General features: G+C 55.3%; 17 protein-coding genes and 1 pseudogene. 7 read left to right on the top strand and 11 right to left on the bottom strand.

Annotated elements, in window-relative coordinates; translation table 11 throughout:
• Positions 1-55: 55 nt before the first annotated feature.
• Positions 56-2,107: a methionine--tRNA ligase gene (gene metG / locus HH216_RS20220; protein WP_169552450.1), complete on the bottom strand. Its 2,052-nt coding sequence runs from the start codon at positions 2,105-2,107 to the stop codon at positions 56-58.
• Between the two features lie 430 nt (positions 2,108-2,537).
• On the opposite strand from metG, the gene HH216_RS20215 reads away from it, so the two are divergent.
• From HH216_RS20215 to HH216_RS20210, 3 genes are all read left to right on the top strand, one after another.
• Positions 2,538-3,356: an NAD-dependent epimerase/dehydratase family protein gene (locus HH216_RS20215; RefSeq protein ID WP_332871427.1), complete on the top strand. Its 819-nt coding sequence runs from the start codon at positions 2,538-2,540 to the stop codon at positions 3,354-3,356.
• Positions 3,357-3,424: 68 nt separating this feature from the next.
• Positions 3,425-3,577 (top strand): hypothetical protein, encoded by a 153-nt coding sequence (locus HH216_RS26755; protein ID WP_332871426.1) that lies wholly within the window; start codon positions 3,425-3,427, stop codon positions 3,575-3,577.
• A 114-nt stretch (positions 3,578-3,691) separates the two neighbouring features.
• A complete protein-coding gene (locus HH216_RS20210; RefSeq protein WP_169552449.1) occupies positions 3,692-5,092 on the top strand; it encodes a tetratricopeptide repeat protein in 1,401 nt (466 codons plus the stop codon).
• Between the two features lie 155 nt (positions 5,093-5,247).
• Here the strand turns inward: HH216_RS20210 and HH216_RS20205 are convergent, their stop codons facing one another.
• From HH216_RS20205 to HH216_RS20185, 5 genes are all read right to left on the bottom strand, one after another.
• On the bottom strand, positions 5,248-5,955 hold the full coding sequence (locus tag HH216_RS20205) for a carboxypeptidase-like regulatory domain-containing protein (protein ID WP_408641802.1): 708 nt from the start codon (positions 5,953-5,955) through the stop codon (positions 5,248-5,250).
• A gap of 141 nt (positions 5,956-6,096) precedes the next feature.
• A complete protein-coding gene (locus tag HH216_RS20200) occupies positions 6,097-6,348 on the bottom strand; it encodes a hypothetical protein (RefSeq protein WP_169552447.1) in 252 nt (83 codons plus the stop codon).
• A gap of 142 nt (positions 6,349-6,490) precedes the next feature.
• Complete coding sequence (locus HH216_RS20195) at positions 6,491-7,324, bottom strand: phosphatidate cytidylyltransferase (RefSeq protein ID WP_169552446.1); 834 nt, start codon at positions 7,322-7,324, stop codon at positions 6,491-6,493.
• On the bottom strand, positions 7,305-7,523 hold the full coding sequence (locus HH216_RS20190) for a putative signal transducing protein (RefSeq protein ID WP_169552445.1): 219 nt from the start codon (positions 7,521-7,523) through the stop codon (positions 7,305-7,307). Before HH216_RS20190 ends, HH216_RS20195 begins: the two co-directional genes overlap by 20 nt.
• Before the next feature lie 51 nt (positions 7,524-7,574).
• On the bottom strand, positions 7,575-8,522 hold the full coding sequence (locus HH216_RS20185; RefSeq protein WP_332871425.1) for a CPBP family intramembrane glutamic endopeptidase: 948 nt from the start codon (positions 8,520-8,522) through the stop codon (positions 7,575-7,577).
• 126 nt (positions 8,523-8,648) lie between these two features.
• Here HH216_RS20185 and dusB point away from each other — a divergent pair, with 126 nt between their 5' ends.
• The 4 genes and pseudogenes from dusB (at position 8,649) to frr (ending at position 11,774) form a co-directional block, all read left to right on the top strand.
• A complete protein-coding gene (gene dusB, locus HH216_RS20180; protein ID WP_169552444.1) occupies positions 8,649-9,638 on the top strand; it encodes a tRNA dihydrouridine synthase DusB in 990 nt (329 codons plus the stop codon).
• Between the two features lie 131 nt (positions 9,639-9,769).
• The gene (locus tag HH216_RS20175) at positions 9,770-10,270 is read left to right on the top strand and encodes an acetyl-CoA carboxylase biotin carboxyl carrier protein subunit (protein ID WP_169552443.1); all 501 of its coding nucleotides are present in this window, start codon (positions 9,770-9,772) and stop codon (positions 10,268-10,270) included.
• A 99-nt stretch (positions 10,271-10,369) separates the two neighbouring features.
• A pseudogene (pyrH, locus tag HH216_RS20170) lies at positions 10,370-11,097 on the top strand (UMP kinase).
• A gap of 116 nt (positions 11,098-11,213) precedes the next feature.
• Positions 11,214-11,774 carry a ribosome recycling factor gene (gene frr / locus HH216_RS20165; protein ID WP_169552442.1) on the top strand — a complete coding sequence of 187 codons (561 nt, stop codon included), beginning with the start codon at positions 11,214-11,216 and terminating at the stop codon, positions 11,772-11,774.
• Positions 11,775-11,840: 66 nt separating this feature from the next.
• Here the strand turns inward: frr and HH216_RS20160 are convergent, their stop codons facing one another.
• The 5 genes from HH216_RS20160 to HH216_RS20140 all read right to left on the bottom strand — a co-directional run bounded on the left by HH216_RS20160 (position 11,841) and on the right by HH216_RS20140 (position 17,932).
• Positions 11,841-12,479, bottom strand: coding sequence for a class I SAM-dependent methyltransferase (locus HH216_RS20160; protein WP_169552441.1), 639 nt, complete (start codon positions 12,477-12,479; stop codon positions 11,841-11,843).
• Positions 12,480-12,560: 81 nt separating this feature from the next.
• Positions 12,561-14,888: a glycoside hydrolase family 65 protein gene (locus HH216_RS20155; RefSeq protein ID WP_169552440.1), complete on the bottom strand. Its 2,328-nt coding sequence runs from the start codon at positions 14,886-14,888 to the stop codon at positions 12,561-12,563.
• Positions 14,889-15,044: 156 nt separating this feature from the next.
• A complete protein-coding gene (locus tag HH216_RS20150) occupies positions 15,045-15,629 on the bottom strand; it encodes a nucleotidyltransferase family protein (protein ID WP_254448856.1) in 585 nt (194 codons plus the stop codon).
• Between the two features lie 111 nt (positions 15,630-15,740).
• Entirely contained in the window at positions 15,741-16,505 is a 765-nt protein-coding gene (gene truA, locus HH216_RS20145) for a tRNA pseudouridine(38-40) synthase TruA (RefSeq protein WP_169552438.1), read from the bottom strand.
• 275 nt (positions 16,506-16,780) lie between these two features.
• Positions 16,781-17,932 (bottom strand): helix-turn-helix domain-containing protein, encoded by a 1,152-nt coding sequence (locus tag HH216_RS20140; protein ID WP_169552437.1) that lies wholly within the window; start codon positions 17,930-17,932, stop codon positions 16,781-16,783.
• Between the last annotated feature and the right edge of the window lie 40 nt (positions 17,933-17,972).

Below are 17,972 nucleotides of genomic sequence, written 5' to 3'. Positions count from 1 at the left end.
TTCCTCCGGCAGCAGCAAACAACCTTAAACCTTGGACATTGAACCTTGAACTCACCTAAGATACTGAGCCGCCGTTCCAGACGGGCTGGTCGGGCTGGAGCATAGCTAACTTGCCATCGCGGTCTTCAGCCATCAGAATCATACCCTGTGACTCGTGGCCCATCATCTTGCGCGGGGCCAGGTTTGCCAGGAAGGTTACCTGCTTACCGATGATTTCTTCGGGACTAAAATGCTTGGCGATGCCGCTCAGAATCTGTCGGGTGCCCATGCCATCGTCGACTTTCAGCTTCAGCAGTTTATCACTCTTGGGAACCCGCTCCGCTTCGGTGATCGTGCCGATGCGGATGTCCATTTTGGCGAAATCGTCGTACTGAATCTGCTCGCGCAGGGCAGGTACGGTCTTTGTTTCTAACTCATTCATTCGTTTGGCGGCCAACAGCTTTTGCATCTGCCGGTCGATTTCGTCGTCTTCAATTTTAGCAAAGAGCAGTTCGCCTTTGCCCAGTTCGTGCCCCTCGGTCAGCAGATCGGCCCGACCCGCGTTCGACCAGTCGAACGGGTCGGTGATGGCGAGCTGCGCCCGGAGTTTGGTGGCGGTAAACGGCAGAAACGGCTCGCAGACGATACTCAGCGTCGCTGAAATTTGCAGCGCCAGATTCAGGATCGTGTTGGCCCGCGCGGGGTCCGTCTTGACGGCCTTCCACGGCTCGGTTTCAGCCAGATACTTATTGCCCAGTCGGGCCAGGTCCATCAGGCTCGCGAGTGCTTCACGGAACCGGTACTGCCCGATCGACTGCCCGATACGGTCGGGGAACTGGGCCAGTTCGTCCAGCACCTGCCGGTCGTAGTCAGTCAGGCTGGTGATGGCCGGTACTTTATTGTCGCAGAACTTCTGCGTCAGCACAACGGCGCGGTTGACGAAATTGCCGAAGATACCGACCAGTTCGGCGTTGTTGCGGGTCTGGAAATCCTTCCACGTAAACTCCGAGTCCTTCGTTTCAGGAGCGTTGGCCGCCAGTACGTAGCGCAGCACGTCCTGCTTGTCGGGCATCTCTTCGAGGTACTCGTGCAGCCAGACCGCCCAGTTCCGCGACGTGCTGATTTTGTCGCCTTCGAGATTCATGAACTCGTTGGCCGGAACGTTGTCGGCCAGTACGTATGACCCTTCGGCCATCAGCATTGCCGGGAAGATAATGCAATGGAAAACGATGTTGTCTTTTCCAATGAAGTGCACCAGCTTCGTGTGCTGGTCGCGCCAGTACGATTCCCAGTCGCGGCCCTGCTGTTCGGCCCATTCTTTCGTCATCGAAATGTAACCGATGGGCGCGTCGAACCAGACGTATAGCACCTTGCCGTCAGTATCGGGCAGCGGTACTTTAACGCCCCAGTCGAGGTCGCGGGTCATGGCGCGGGGGCGTAACCCTTCCTTCAGCCACGACTGGCAGGCACCCGCCACGTTGGTTTTCCACTCGGGATGGCTGTTAACGTACTGCTCGATCTGCGGCTGCATCCGGTCGAGGGGCAGGAACCAGTTTTTGGTGGCCCGCAACACCGGCCGCGAACCCGACAGGGTCGAGTGGGGCTCAACCAGTTCGGTAGGGCTAAGGGCGGTGCCACACCGTTCGCACTGATCGCCATAGGCGTTGGGGTTGCCACAGACGGGGCAGGTACCGACGATATACCGGTCGGCCAGAAACTGATTGGCAACCTCATCGTAATACTGCTCGGTCACTTCCTCGACAAAATCACCCTGTTCGTAAAGCTTCGTGAAAAACTCCTGCGATGTCTTGTGGTGAACCGGGCTGGTTGTCCGCGAATAAATATCGAACGAGATGCCGAAGTCGCTGAACGATCGTTTGATCTGCTTGTAGTACTTATCGACAACTTCCTGCGGGCTGATCCCTTCTTTTTTGGCTTTGATGGTAATAGGCACACCGTGCTCATCGGTACCGCTGATAAACGCTACGTCTTTACCCGTGGCGCGCAGGTAACGAACATAAATATCGGCGGGGAGATAGCAGCCAGCCAGGTGGCCGATGTGAATGGGGCCATTGGCGTAAATCAGGGCTGCCGTGACGGTGTACCGCTGGGGATTTTCTACTGACATGAGTTGGTTTCGATTCCTGGCTTCTGGCTGCGCGGCCGATAGTACCAACCGGCCGATACACGTAGTTTGAAACCCATATTCACCCGTAAAATTAGTGATTCAGCACCATTCGGCAGTATGTTTACAGAAAGTGACTAGCCTACCCAACAGCAGTAGAATGAAACAACAGGCGTATCTATCACAGCGAAGTGTCTGTTTTTCGCGACCGTCAGTACGAAATTCTTACCCTGACTAAGTGACCGTTCGATCAACAATTTGTCGGCTCAGCGAGTCTACTGAGCATTTAACAGGATTGAACATAGCCAACTTTGTATACGGCTACTTAATTTGTGTGCATAATGGGCTAGTTGTTGATACAACTCGCTGAACCAGCAACAGGGTAGTTTGCCTGCTCATTGCTGCACTGTCTCCCTACCACCGTACGTTATACATGACTTCTCCCACTGAAACTAAACACGTATTTATCACCGGCGCTACCGGGCTTGTTGGCTCGCACATCACCCGCCAATATCTCAGCGCGGGCTATCGGGTCTCGGCCCTCAAACGACCGGCATCCAGCTACGGTCTGCTCGCTGACATAGCCTCGCAAATCGACTGGCATGAGGGTGATGTGCTCGATATTCCGTCGCTGGAAGCCGCCATCCAGCCGGGTACAGACGTTGTTCACGCTGCCGGCTGCGTGTCGTTTTTGGGTCGGGATGATAGCCGGATGGAACGAACCAACGTGGAGGGAACCGCCAACATGGTCAATGTATGCCTGAAAGTGGGCATCCGGAAGTTTGGCTACGTCAGTTCGGCTAAAGCCATGGGGCGGCCCAGTCACCGGCAGGAGTCGGACCCCGACAGTCAGTTTGAGCCTATCCTGATCGATGAAGGGCAGAAGTGGGAGGAGTCGCCCCGCAACTCGCCCTACGCCAAAACGAAGTACCGGGCCGAGCTGGAAGTGTGGCGGGCCATTGCCGAGGGGCTGACTGCCGTTATCATAAACCCCGTCATGACGCTGGGCGTCGGTAACTGGGAGCACAGCAGCCTTCAAATCGTCAGTTATATAGCCAAAGAAAAACGGTACTACGCGGGTGGTCTGATCAACATCGTCGATGTGCTCGATGTAGCCGAGGTGATGCTACGGCTCATGGAGAGCGATGTTGTTGCCCGGCGCTTCATCCTCTGCGGAGGCACCATTCCGTACAAATCGTTGTTTGATCAATTAGCGGGGCAATGCACAAGCGCGCGCCGGACATACGGGTAGCCCGTTGGGTTACCGCACTGATCTGGCCATTTGAAGTTGCCCGCGCCTGGTTATTCCGTACCACCCCGATGATTACGCACGAAACAGCCCGGTCGGCTAGTCTGCTTTACATCTACGACGGTCGCCGAATCAGGCAGACCCTTGGTTTTCAGTATCGATCGCTGGAGCAGACAATTCGACGGGTTGGGGAGGGCTTTCGGACGGGGAAAACGGGACGATAATATTTGCCGGAACCGGCTTGGATTTCCGTCTAACAGAGGTATATTGACTTGCCACAGGATAAACCGCGTCGATGATGCGGCCCCCATCCGATCAACAATTTTAGAGGCACACGTATGGAGCAAGAGTTTGAAGAACGGGAAGGGGACATAAAAGAGTCGATCCGGCGGTTTGAACAAATGCTGGATCAGCAGGAGAGTCAGTTTTTCGACCTTGACGTTTACGAACAAATGGTCGAGCATTATCTCAACCAGGGCGATCTTGATAAAGCGTTCAAAGCCGCCGAAGCGGGCCTCGAAAACTTCCCGTATGCGTTGGAGCTGATGCTCGACAAAGCCCAGATTCTGGCTAATTTTCAGCGCTTCGATGAGTCGCTGGGGCTGCTGGAACGGGCTTCACTATTTAATCCCGGCGATCTGGACGTATCGTTCATGGAAGGTTCGGTACTGAACATGGCCGGTCGCTACGAAGAAGCCATCAGCGTATTGGAGGAGTTGCTCGAACGCGCCGAGGATAAAGACGACATTTTGTTTCAGCTGGGGCAGAGCTACCAGAACTGGGGTAAGTATGCCGAAGCGATCACGCAGTACAAACGGTCGATTGCGCTGAATATCAACAACGAAAACGCGCTCTACGAACTGGCTTTTTGTCTGGACGTAACCGGTGAGCTGGAAAATAGCCTGAGTTACTATCAGCAACTGATTGATCAGGACCCGTATTCGTACAATGCGTGGTATAACATCGGTATTGCGTATAGCAAACTGGCCCGTTACACCGAAGCGGCCGAAGCCTACGACTACGCCATCATTATCAAGGAGGATTTTTCGTCGGCGCATTTCAACCTGGGTAATACGTACATGAACCTGGGGATGTTTGAAAAGGCCGAGCAGTGCTACCGCAGTACGCTGAAGTACGAAGAAGCTACGGCCGACACGTACTGCCATCTGGGGGCCAGTCTGGAGAAGCAGGACCGGATCACGGAAGCCGTTGCCGAGTACCGCGAAGCTATCCGGCTCGATGCCCTCTGGGATGAAGCCTGGTATGGTATCGGCGTTTGTCTGAGTGAGTCGGGCAAGTGGTACGAAGCACTGCCGTTTTTGCAGAAGGCAATCAAAATCAACGACAACAACAGCGAGTACTACCTTGCACTGGCCGAAACTGAGTACAAAGTAGGTAATGTGCTGTCGAGCGTAGAAGCGTTTGAGAAAGCCGCCGAAGTTGATGCGCAGAACCCGGACGTATACCTGACCTGGTCATTGGTGCCGTTTGATCAGGGCGATTTCCTGAAAGCAAACGACATCATTCAGATGGGTATCGACGATATGCCTGCTGAAGCGGATCTTTACTACCGGTCGGCGGTGTATCTAATTCATGGTGGTCACTATCGCGAAGCCCTGATTCGGCTTGAAGCTGGCCTGTCGCTCGATTACGATGCCCATGTACAGTTGTTCGAGTTTTTCCCCGAACTGGAAAAGCAGAAGGCGCTCTACAAAATCATCCAGCAGTATAAGAAGTGAGTTTAAAGTTTGTGCCGGGCGGTTTAAGGTTTAAAGTTGGCTACCGCTCGCTAAGCTGGACAGTAACTTTAAACCTAGAACATCAAACCTTAAACCTCCCGATTTGGGCACAAAAAACCACCGTTTCGCGGTGGTTTTTTGTGCCCAAATCGGGACTAATTGCTTTGGTCGAGGATATCTTTTCTGGAGATGTTTTCCGGCGGTGCCTGATTATACTGAGCGCGCCATTCCTTACTCTTGTAGTCGCCCCGCTTAACCGACCGGATGAAGTTTGCCCACGCGAAGGGGTTGGTAAACGCAAACGTCGGGGTGAAACTACGATTGGCGACCGATTCGCGACCCAGGAACTGCTGATTGACAAAATTCTGGAAGTTGCCCACAGCACCCATCGGCATAGTCGCAGCCATACGCATGATGGCGGCCGGATCGGTATTACGGGCAAGGTTAGCCCGTTCTTTCTCGTCAGGCAGTTTCAGATTTACGAACGCTTCCTTGAAAAGTTCTTCCGTTGCGTAGGGATAGACCTTTACTTCGGCCAGTGTTTTTACGTCTTCCTGCAACGCGACAACCGCCGAATAGGTGAGTTCAGTAAGTCGTTTCGGGATAACGTGATACTGCGCTTTGAAACCAACGTAGCTAAACACGATACTGTCGCCGGGGAAAACGGGTAAGGCAAAATAACCGTTCGGCGCAGTAAGCACGCCCTTCCCCGCTCTAGGAATGTAGACGTATGCACCCGGAAGCGGTTCGTTGTTTTTGCCGCTCGTCAGAAATCCGGTGAACGTTACCTGCCTGTCCTGCCCCTGTGCTCTGACGTCCGTAAGCGATCCCGCTGCCAGTAGCAGGAGCACCGAGAAGGCCATATAAACTAGCGATTGCCTCATGCTGATCGAATCAGTCCTCCGTAGATGCCGACAAGATAACGAAGGTAGTTGCGGACTTTCGTATCTCATCCAATCTTTTAAGATATGTTAAGAATCAGGCTGCTGACGCGCAGCCAATCATCAAAGATACTCTTTTTTGGCTTCATCAAGGTCGGTTTCCGTAAGTTCGCCCATCTGTCCCAGCGTAGTCAGCACCTCGATGGTGTGCGCCCGTTCGGGATCAGTCGACTTGTCGAATACGACATCGCCGTATACGGCCTGCTCAACGGCGTCGCGTAGCTGGTTAACGTTAGTCTCGGCGAATGATTGACTCGTGTTGTGGAGGAGGGGAGACGAGTGTCCGTCTGGTACGGTTGAATCGGATGTGTTCATGTGCGCGCGAAGTTTCTGTTTAATTAGTGTTAAACAGAAAAAATGCCCGTTGGTTAGTCCAGCGGGCATTTTTAACGTAGATGATTCTTCCGGGCCAAAAACGGTTACGTACCGACGCTCGTCAGGTAAACTTAGATCAGGGCTAGGGAAATAATTTCAGGAACGTGACAATGAACGGAGCTGCCAGCAGCAACCCGTCGAAACGGTCCAGAAAACCACCGTGGCCGGGAATGCTCGTACCGGAATCCTTGATAGCGATGCTCCGTTTGAACAGCGACTCGACCAGATCGCCGTAGGTACCCGTCACGACAATGATGGCCCCTACGCAATACCACTGCCACGGGCGCAACTCGTTGTCGAGCACAGCCAGCCCGAGGGCAACCAGCCCGGCTGCGACGGCTCCACCCATGGCCCCTTCCCACGATTTCTTCGGCGACACCCGCTCGAATAATTTCCGACGACCGAAATACGTACCGGCAAAATAAGCCCCGATGTCGCTGGCCCAGAGCAGCAACAGGCAGCCAATGATCGTGATCGGATGGAAGGAGTTGTCGCGCAGCGCCAGGATAATCAGCAGCGCAAACGGCATAGCCACGTAAATGATACCCAGAAATGTAAAGCCGATGTTGGTAAACGGCTTCATGTCGCGCTTTTTGTAGAGCTTGATTAGGAAGATCATCGACGATGCCGGACAGATTATAAAGTAGCTGCCCATGCTGATCTGGTTGGTTTCGACGAAGTAAGCCAGTACGCAGATCAGCGTTCCGACGACGGTGCCGTAGGCTGTCAGCGGTTCGAAGCCGTCGAGGCCCAGCAGTTTGTAGAATTCGCGCTGTGTGAGGGCGCTAATGAAGCAAAATAGCAGGGCCAGCGTCCAGGGAGCGTACCATAGCATGAAGATAATTAGTGGTGCACCGGCGACGGCCGCAATAACCCGCTGTTGCAGGTTAGTCATATTAGCTAAAGCTTGCTTCATTCTCCAGAATAATCTTGGCTACGATGGCGTCTTTGGTTGGCACGTGTACTTCGCTGTTGCCGAGCCCGGCGACGGGGTAACTGCTGCTCTGCCGGTTAATAACTACCGCCGGGATGTTGTGTTCGTGCAGGAGCGCTTTGGCCAGCTCGGCCCGGTGGGGCAGGGGCGTGGTAAGAATTGATTCCCAGGGTTCGTTCATTCTGTTGTTACTGAAAAGCCTGTTGGCAAAAGTGGGGTAAAACCTGATGGGCTAAATGAGCTGCGGACGGTTGCGTTGCTGAAAGTAGTAGAGCAGACCGGTCGTCAGTAGCCCCGCTGCCAGCGCGCCCAGCATTGGTACGGCTTCGGTCTTTTCAACATCGATACTGGTCATCTTTTGCTGGTACAGATAAACCATAAACACCGTAAATCCATTGTTGGTGAAGTGGGCTAGAATAGGCACCCAGATATTGCCCGACCAGACGTAGAGGTAGCCAAACAATGCGCCCATCAGCATCCGGGGAAAGAAGCCCAGAAACTGCACATGGATGGCACTGAACAGCGCAGCCGCCAGCCAGATAGCCAGGTGTTTGTTGCCGGTCCAGTACATCAGCATCCGCTGCAACACCCCCCGGAACAGCACTTCTTCACCGATGCCCGGTATGATGGCGATCACCAGCAGGGCCACCAGCAATTGCGGGGTGGTGGCGAAAGTGGTTAAATAGCGGGTGACTGCTGTTGTGCTTTGGTCTTTGTCTCGCACCCACTCTTCAATTGGAGCTAGTGTCTGTGGCAGGTGGATGTTCTGGTTCCACTCGATAATAAGCCCGTCGAAAGGCATAAACAGAATAACGATCAGCACGACGAGCGAGAATCCTGCGACTTGCTCCAGCGGGCGGGGATTGAACTGCGACCACGTCCGCCGTTCGATCCGGTACCAGTAGGCAAGGGCTGGCAGTAAGAATGAGCCGAGGTGATTGACCGCCTGCCAACTCATCAGTTCGTACCAGCCGCCCGGCAGCGACGCCGGGTCCCTGGCTATAATCCGCAGGTGCATCTTTACGTCGGCGTAAGACATCCCGCCGAACAGCATAAAGCCAAGCAGCATTAGCCCCGTGCTGAGTACACCACCCATCAGAATAAAGCCCAACAGCATCAGTAAGCCGCCAAAGGTAGGCGGGCGCGAAGTCGGGAGTGTGGGGGTATAATCTGCGTTCATAAATCGCGTAAATTTACAGACTCGTTTGTATAATCCGAAAAAGGGAACCGAATGGCCCTTTGAATTGTGCTAAATGAGCGTGTGAGCCTGCGCGTAGTCTGGCGCACACGCAACGACGAACGAACTATGGTAACGATTGGTAATATAGAACTACCGGATTTTCCGTTGCTGCTGGCTCCGATGGAGGATGTCAGCGACCCGCCGTTTCGGGCGGTGTGCAAGGCCAACGGAGCCGACCTGATGTACACGGAATTTATTTCGTCGGAAGGGCTCATCCGCGATGCGGCCAAGAGCGTGCAGAAGCTCGATATTTTCGAGTACGAACGGCCCATTGGCATTCAGCTCTTCGGCTCCGACGTCGAGACGATGGGCGAGTGCGCCCGGATCGCCAGCCGCGCCCAGCCCGATTTGATTGACATTAACTACGGCTGTCCGGTGAAAAACGTAGCCTGCCGGGGGGCGGGTGCCGCGCTCTTGCAGGACATCCCGAAGATGGTCCGCATGACCGAAGCCGTTGTAAAAGCGACTGATCTGCCCGTTACGGTGAAGACCCGACTGGGCTGGGACGAATCGACCAAAAACATCGGTGAAGTGGCCGAGCGGTTGCAGGACATCGGCATCAAAGCCCTGACCGTACACGGCCGTACCCGCGTGCAGATGTACAAAGGCGAAGCCGACTGGACACTGATTGGCCGGATCAAGGAAAATTCGCGCATTACCATTCCCATCTTCGGCAACGGCGATATCGACTCGCCCGAAAAGGCGCTGGAATACAAGAACCGGTACGGCGTCGATGGTGTGATGATCGGCCGGGCCAGCATCGGCTACCCGTGGATTTTTGACGAGATCAAGCACTTTGTAAAAACGGGTGAACATCGCCCGGCCCCGACCATCGCTGACCGTGTGGCGGTGTGTCGGCAGCACCTTGATTTTTCTATTCGGTGGAAAGGCGAAATCGTTGGCCTGTTCGAAATGCGTCGGCACTACGCCAATTATTTCAAGGGCCTGCCCGACTTCAAACCGTACCGGATGCAGCTCGTCACGACGGATTCCTACGCTGGTGTCAGCGCCGTGCTGGATGAAGTTGCCGAACAGTACATGGGGGTTATGGCGTAAGCCGTCTGGTCAGCATCGGCGTTCGACCGGGCGCGAGTAAAGCAGGGTGGTAACTTTGCTTTTTAGCCGGTTTGGTAGGTCTGCCAAACCGGTTTCCATCGTTTTGATTCCACTGGAAAGTAAACCGTTCTATGCTTGCTGCGTCCGTCAACAACACCGAATCTGTTACCATCGATTTTACGCCCGCCGGGCCAACGGTCAATGACGAGCCGTTTGCCTGGGATCTGGTTCGGCTGTCGGACCGGACGTTCAGCATCCTGCATCAGAACCGGTCTTATACGGCTGAACTGCTGGAACTGAACCAGACAACGAAGACCGTCAGTCTGAAAATCAACGAACACAAGTATACCGTTCAGTTAAAAGACCGCTTCGATCTGCTGCTCGAAAAGATGGGGATGAGCAACATGGCCAATGCGAAGGTCGATGACCTGAAAGCACCCATGCCCGGCCTGATCGTGGGGGTCAGCGTGCAACCCGGCGACGCGGTGCAGAAGGGTGATAGTCTGCTGATTCTGGAAGCGATGAAGATGGAAAACAACCTCAAAGCAGCCGCTGAGGGTACGGTCAAGGCCATTCGGGCGGCCAAAGGCGACCGGGTTGAGAAGGGGCAGGTACTGATTGAATTTGTATGAGCCGGTAGCGCAACCAATCGGTGAAGCGGTGCCACAGGCTTGTTCAGTTCCGCCCGTCAGCCTTTTTCTTCTATCTTTGCCCCCGCAAAAAGTAACCCCATGACATCACAGACGAACTACAAACGGATTCTGCTCAAACTGAGCGGGGAGGCACTGGCTGGCCCGTCGGGCTACAACATCGACCCCGCTGTGCTGGAACAATACAGCAAGGAAATCAAAGAAGTAGTCGACATGGGCGTACAGGTCGCCATCGTCATCGGCGGGGCAACATCTTCCGGGGCGTGTCGGGTGAGCGATCGGGAATCGACCGGGTGCAGGGCGATTACATGGGAATGCTGGCAACGGTTATCAATGCCATGGCGATTCAGAGTTCGCTGGAAAAGCACGGCATGTACACCCGTGTGATGTCGGCTATCAAGATGGAGCAGGTCTGCGAACCCTACGTACGTCGGCGGGCGGTGCGGCACCTCGAAAAAGGCCGTGTGGTCATCTTCGGGGCCGGAACCGGTAACCCTTATTTCACCACCGACTCGACGGCTGCACTCCGCGCCATTGAAGTAGAAGCCGACGTTGTGCTGAAAGGCACAAAGGTCAATGGTGTCTACACCGCCGACCCGATGAAAGATCCCACAGCGACGCGGTATACGACGGTTTCCTTCGACGACGTTTACGAAAAGAAACTCAACGTCATGGACCTGACCGCGTTTACGCTTTGCCAGGAAAACGACCTGCCGATTATCGTGTTCAACATGAACGATCCGGGTAGTCTGCTCCGTATCGTGCAGGGCGATACCAGCACCGGCACACTCATTACGTCGAACGTGTAATTCTAAAGTTGGACAGTTATAAAGTTGTAGAGTTGCTGGCGCGTCGGGTGATGGCGGTAGCAACTTTACAACTCTACAACCAGCCAACTCTACAACTATAAAAAGTACGGTAAAAAATGGAAGAGATCGAATTATATCTGGACGATGCCAGAGATACGATGGAAAAGGCCATCAAACACCTTAATATCGAATTGACCAAGATCCGGGCCGGGAAAGCCAATGCGGGCATGCTCGACGGTATTCAGGTCGAATATTACGGGATGCTGTCGCCCCTGAACACGATCGCAGCTATTAACACCCCCGATGCTCGTACCATCTCGATTAAGCCGTTTGAGAAAAAGATGATCGGCGAAGTCGAGAAAGCCATCCGTAACTCAAACCTGGGGCTGGCTCCCAACAACGACGGTGAAACCATCCGGCTCAGTATCCCGATGCTGACCGAAGAACGTCGGCGCGATCTGGTAAAGCGGGTCAAACAGGAAGTGGAAGTGGCTAAAGTTAACGTGCGCAACATTCGCAAAGATACCAACGACGGTATCCGTAAGCTGACTAAAGAAGGTGTATCGGAAGACGCCGTGAAAGTAGGTGAGGAGCGCGTTCAGAAGCTGACCGATACGTTCATCGCCCGCGTCGACGAAACGTTTGTCGCTAAAGAGAAAGATATTCTGTCGGTGTAAACAACGGACGGTTTTTGGGCGGGTCGATGCTACAGTTTGTAGTGTCGACCCGCTCTGTATTTGTAGTCATGTCAACCGCCACGATTCGGCCGACACCATGCCCCACACCTGCGGGGCTTGGCCTGTTCGGCTCAGACGGGTATCGGCCAATAGCCGCTGCCAGTTGAGTAGCTGCCGCGTTTCGATGTGAGCCGTCAGCCGAAAAAACCAGATCATCAGCTGAAGCAGTGCGCGTTGCCAGGGCCGGTCGGTCCGGACAAAATCGGTAATCAGCACGGTGCCGCCGGGTTGTAAAGCACCCGTAAGTTTCGGCAGCATATGGTCGCGCACGGTCGCTTCGGCAAACAGGTCGAGCACAAACGGCAGGATGATGATATCGAATTGGTCGGTTAGCTGCAAATCCTGCTCGGTACCGCGCTGAAAGTCGACCTGACCCGGTAGCTGCTCTTGAATCATGCGCCGACCTGCCCGCGCCAGCATTTGCCCCGATGCTTCCAGAAACAGCACCCGCCCCGGTTGCCGGGCGAGTAGCGGGCCGAGCAGACTCCCCGTTCCCCCACCGAGCACCAGCACCGACGCGCCCGATGAAATCTGCCCCAGCCATACTGTTTGCGCCCGCTCCAGCCGACGCCCGAACACAAGGCGGCTGAGCGCATCGTAAACCGGCGTAACGGCGTCGAAGTTGAAGCGGAAACTGTGATTCATTGGTAACGGCTGTCTCAAACAGCATCTTGCTGTTTGGCTAGGTCTGCAACCAAACAGCAAGATGCTGTTTGAGACAATAGATTACGCTTCTACAGCCGTTGTTGATACGGTTTGCGACTGTTCGCCAGCCACCGTAATTGGCTGATCGGCAATAAGCAGCGTGATCGGCTGGGCCGAAAAGTTCTGCACGGTTACGTCTTTCTGCGTGGCCGTGATCGCCAGCAGATTACCCCGGAAGCGGATTTTGAACGACAGCGCCTGCCAGTTGTCGGGGCAGTACGGCGCAAACTGCAACTCCCCGTCGTGGCTGACGCGCATACCGCCGAAGCCCTTCACCACGGCCAGCCACGTACCGGCCATACTCGTGATATGGCAACCGTCTTCGGTGTCGTTGTTGTAATCGTCGAGGTCGAGCCGGGCCGTACGCAGGTACATTTCGTAGGCTTTTTCTTTCATCCCCAGCTTCGACGCCTGAATCGAATGCACGCAGGGCGACAGCGACGACTCGTGTACGGTCATTGGCTCGTAGAAGTCGAAGTTGCGCCGAAGCGTGTCGGTGTCGAACTCGTCTTCAAAGAAATATAACCCTTGCAGCACGTCGGCCTGTTTGATGAAGCACGACCGCAGAATCCGGTCCCACGACCAGTTCTGGTTGAGTGGCCGCTGCCCTTTCGGGATGTCCGAAACCGGCATCAGCTCCTTGTCGAGGAAGTCGCTCTGCTGCAAAAACACCTGCCGCTCCGGATCGGCCGGGAGGTGCATATTGTCGATGATGTGCCGCGCCGTGGTCGTTTCCTTTTCTTCGCGGAAGTGAATCCGGTCGACGAGTTCGGCGTACCGATCAGGGGCAATGGATTTTACAATAGCCACCGCTTCGAGCGTATAGCGTAGCGTCCAGGCGGCAATGTAGTTGGTGTACCAGTTGTTGTTGACGTTGTTTTCGTACTCGTTCGGGCCCGTCACGCCCAGCATCACGTACTGGTTTTTCGCCTTCGACCAGTTGACCCGCTGACTCCAGAACCGGCTGATCGCGATGAGCACTTCCAGCCCGTAGTCGGCCAGATACTGCCGGTCGCCGGTGTAGCGTACGTAGTCATAGATGGCGTAGGCGATGGCTCCGTTACGGTGAATTTCCTCGAACGTGATTTCCCACTCGTTGTGGCACTCTTCGCCGTTCATCGTCACCATCGGGTACAGCGCAGCCCCGGCCCGGAAGCCCAGCTTCTGCGCATTCTCGATGGCTTTGCCGAGCTGCTTGTGCCGGTAAATCAGCAGGTTGCGTGCTACTTTCTGGTCGGCCGTCGACAGGTAAAAAGGCAGGCAGTACGCTTCGGTATCCCAGTAGGTGCTGCCGCCGTATTTCTCACCCGTAAAACCCTTTGGGCCGATGTTAAGCCGCTCATCTTCACCCGTATAGGTCTGGTTGAGCTGGAAAATGTTGAATCGAATACCTTGCTGGGCTGCTACGTCGCCGTCGATGGTAATGTCGTTGGTTTTCCACTTGTCGGCCCATGCCTGCTGCTGTTCGTGCAGCATCTTCTCAAAACCCTTCCGGCTGATTTTCTGAATAGCCGAGTGGGCTTCGCGAATGAGCGAGTCGCTGGGGAAATTCAGCGACGACAAGTTCACGGCGTATTTGTAAACGACCGTTTCCTGCCCCCGCCGACAGTCGAGCGAGATGCGATTGGCAACGTATTTTTCGTACTTGATCGGCTGCGACTGATAATCGATTTTCAGACCGTTCTGCTCGATCTCCACGCACATGCCCGTCGCGACGTGAAAGCCGGTTTTGCGGGTGCGCAGTTCGATGTACGCTTCGCCGTAGCCGGTTTCTTTCCGCACCTCATCCCAGAACGTTTCGTCGTAGTTGGCGTCGCGGTTGCGGATGGCCCCGTCGATGTAGGGCGTGATGGTAATTTTAGCGTCGAAATTCAGCGGAGTGACCGAGTAGCGGATGGCACCAGCTTCGTCGTCGACGATCGAGCAGAAACGTTTCGTGTTGATCTGTAGCTCTTTACCGCTTTTCAGGACGGCCACAAACTGCCGTTCCAAGTAGCCTTCCTGCATGTTCAGCTCCCGCCGGAAATCGCGGACTTCGCAGTGGGCGAGGTCAAGGCTTTCGTATTCAATATCAATGTCGATACCGATCCAGTTGGCAGCGTTGAGCACTTTGGCGAAATATTCCGGGTACCCGTTTTTCCACCAGCCTACGCGCGTTTTGTCGGGGTAATAGACCCCCGCTACGTAGTTGCCCTGCAAGGTTTTGCCACTGAATTTTTCTTCAAACGAACCGCGTCCGCCGAGCCGCCCGTTGCCCAGCGACATGACGCTTTCGGTGATTTCGTTGTAATCGCGGTGGAACCCTTCTTCAACAATGCGCCAGGGATCCTGAGTCAGGTAGTGTTTCATCAATAGGTCAGATCAGGTTGCCAGAACGGTTAATGGCTCACAATTCGTGGGCGAACCGCCTTGCAGAATACCCGGCAATCTACTGATTTTTTTGGGGATGATGGTCAACCACACAGTCGGGTGCCACCATCGCGAGAGAACCTGTCACAACCAGACTTACTCGTCAGACAGCAGTTCACCCGACGACGCGGCCAGGTAAGCCTGCCGGAACTGTTCTACGTCGCGCCGGGAGTCGAGGTCGACGGCCCCGGCTTCAAAGGGCACTTCCGAGCAGTCGTCGCGGTGCCGCCCGATTACCCATTTCACCCCTTTGTCGCCCTTTAGTTGCAGCAGTTCGTCAATGTACGTGCGGTCAAATAGGGCGGGCACGCTGAGTTGGGTGTCGTACCGGCAGGCCACGATGCCTTTGCCCTGATCGTCGTTGACCTCAACCATGTACAACAGCAGGCCAAGCGACACCATTGGCTGATCGACGTGCAGCACCAGTACCGCGTCGATGTCTTTGTGGGTCAGATAGAGCGCAGCCAGCCCGGTTTTCAGCGACGACGCCTGCCCGGTGGGCCAGGCGGGGTTGTCGATGAGCGTAACGGGCAGATCGGTGAGTTCGCCCGCAATACGGTCGCGGTTCGCGCCAAGCACCACCACCACGGGGCCCCGCTGAAGCGCCATCGCCGTTTCGACGGTACGGCGAATCAGGGTTTGCTCTTTATACACAAGCAATTGTTTCACCTCGCCACCCATGCGCGATGCGTCGCCCGCTGCCAGAATAATTGTTCCGATTGTCAAAAGAAAGCAGTTTTAGAGTCGTAGGTGGCTGATAGCGGCCGGCGTACGTTGCCAGGTGTAAAACGCCTAAGAGGGGCCGGTGGTTCGTTCGGCGAACACGCTTTCTGGGTAACCGATCGCTACCAGCGACAGCCCTTCGGCCGGGGCTGCCCGCCCTGCCCGCTTCCGGTTCCGGGCCTCGATTATGGCATCGAACTCCGCAACCGACAGGCGACCCTGCCCCACGGCGAGTAAGGTGCCGACGATAGCTCGCACCATACCGCGCAGAAATCGATCGGCCCGGATATGAAATGTCAGATCACCGGTGTCGTGCTGCACCCAATAAGCGAAGTCGATGCGGCAGTCGAACGTTTTGACGTCAGTTTTTACCTTGCTGAAACTCTCGAAATCGGTGTGCGTCAGCAGTAGGGAAGCCGCTTCGTTCATACGCACTACATCCACCGAAAACGGAAACTGATACGCCAGATCAGCCCGAAACGGGTCTTTCCGCCGACAAATCTGGTACTGATAGTAGCGGTAGGTAGCGGTAAATCGAGCGTGGTCGTCGGGCCCGACGGGAAAGCAGTCGTACACGGCCACGTCGGCATTGGTCATGCCGTTGAGCGAACGAATCAGTGTATCGGGCAGGGGTTGACTAGTCTCGAAATGGGCGAATTGCTGTCCGGCATGAACGCCGGTGTCGGTTCGGCCGCTACCCGTCAGGGCGATGGGCTCACGCAGAATAGTGCTCAGCGCCGTTTCAAGCACTTCCTGCACACTGATACCATTGGGTTGCCGCTGCCAGCCGTGGTAGTGAGTGCCCCGGTAAGCGAGTTCGAGAAAATAACGCATAAGTACGGCAAAACTACGAACCAGCCGCCGTAAACAGGTAGGGGCTTCGGATCGGGGCGTGTAAACAAACCCGTCAGCGAAGCCCCGTTCAAAAGAGGAAGGAAGACCGAACTAACCCGTCTGATTGGCAGGTCAGTTTCGTTAAAATAACTGAGTCTATAGACTATTGGTCATGCAAAAATCAACATGATCAGGCAAAGCGTCAAGTGTTTAGCTTACTTTTTTTTACACTTGTATGTAATTTTCGTCGTTCGAAGCGCAGGTCAATGACCATTTTAGAATCGCCCGACTTCCAGCCGCAATTCATCGACAAGCTGGCGGAGCCGGTCGGTGCTGGGCACGGGTGGCGGTAGTTGCTGGCTCACGAAAGCGCATATCTCCCATACTTCAAGCACATCTTTCAACCCGATTTCCAGATTGGGGGTATCGGCTCGGTCGGCGGTGAGCAGGAGCGAGCCTTTGATTTTTACCTGATTGTACACCCGACGGCTGCAAATGCCCTGATGTGCCGTCAGGACCACGTAAAACTTGCCGTCGGCAATGTCGAACCAGTTACGAACGAACTGCCCGACGAGCAGCGCACCGGGAAACGTGAAGTCGGCCCCGGCCTCGAAGGCGCGGTAGTGGCCATCGGTCAGGGTGGGTAGCGACATAACGGGCATCTGATGCACAAATTCGGCCTGCTGATACCGCTGACTATACTCAACGAACTGCGTCTGCATCACCACCGGAATCGCTACGCCCGACCCGGCGGGTGCGGCAGATACGGTTGCTGCCGGAGATTCGTAGTTGCGATTGAAACTCGGCATATCTGCCGAACGAACCGCTGCCGCAGGACGTGATTCCGGGCGGCTAAAGAGCGGGTCGTTGGCGGGGCCGTTTGACACGGGTTGAAACGAAACGCCGGATACCCCGTCGGCGGTTGAGGGCCGGACGGGTGGGGTGATGATGGGCGGAGCCGGGGCCGTGCGGGTTTCGCGCACGGGGGCTTCCTGATAGTACTTGTTCAGCACCTTCGCCAGCGGTTGCGGCATCGGGGTTGTTGGCTCGTCGTCGGCCGATTCGCCGAAAATATCGGGGAAGTCGGGGTGCTGAAACGGGTCAGAGTCGCGGTCGATTTTTCCGTCGGACCGGATGCTCGACCCATCGACCCGGGCGGCCGGTTCGCTGTGCCGCGCAGGCTGGCCAAGGGGGATGCTCAGGCTGGGGGTTTCGCGCAGTTTCCGCAGGTCCTGCCGGGTCAGCAGCTCGATGGTAGTGTTGAAGGCTTTAGCAATTGCCGTCATGTTCTGCTGGTTGGGGTTGGCGCGCCCTTCCTCGTAAGCACCCAGCAATGAGCGTTTGATGTTGATTTTGCGGGAAAACTGTTCCTGCGTCAGCCCGTTGAGTTTGCGCAGGTAGCGGATATTTTCGCTGACGAGAGACATGCGGTCGTGGTTTTGCTAAAGTTTTGCTAAAGATAGTCGT

Origin of the sequence: Spirosoma rhododendri, assembly GCF_012849055.1 — a bacterium.
Lineage (GTDB): Bacteria > Bacteroidota > Bacteroidia > Cytophagales > Spirosomataceae > Spirosoma > Spirosoma rhododendri.
The sequence above is the reverse complement of the archived record's forward strand: the minus strand, read 5'-3'. Positions and strand labels throughout refer to the sequence as shown.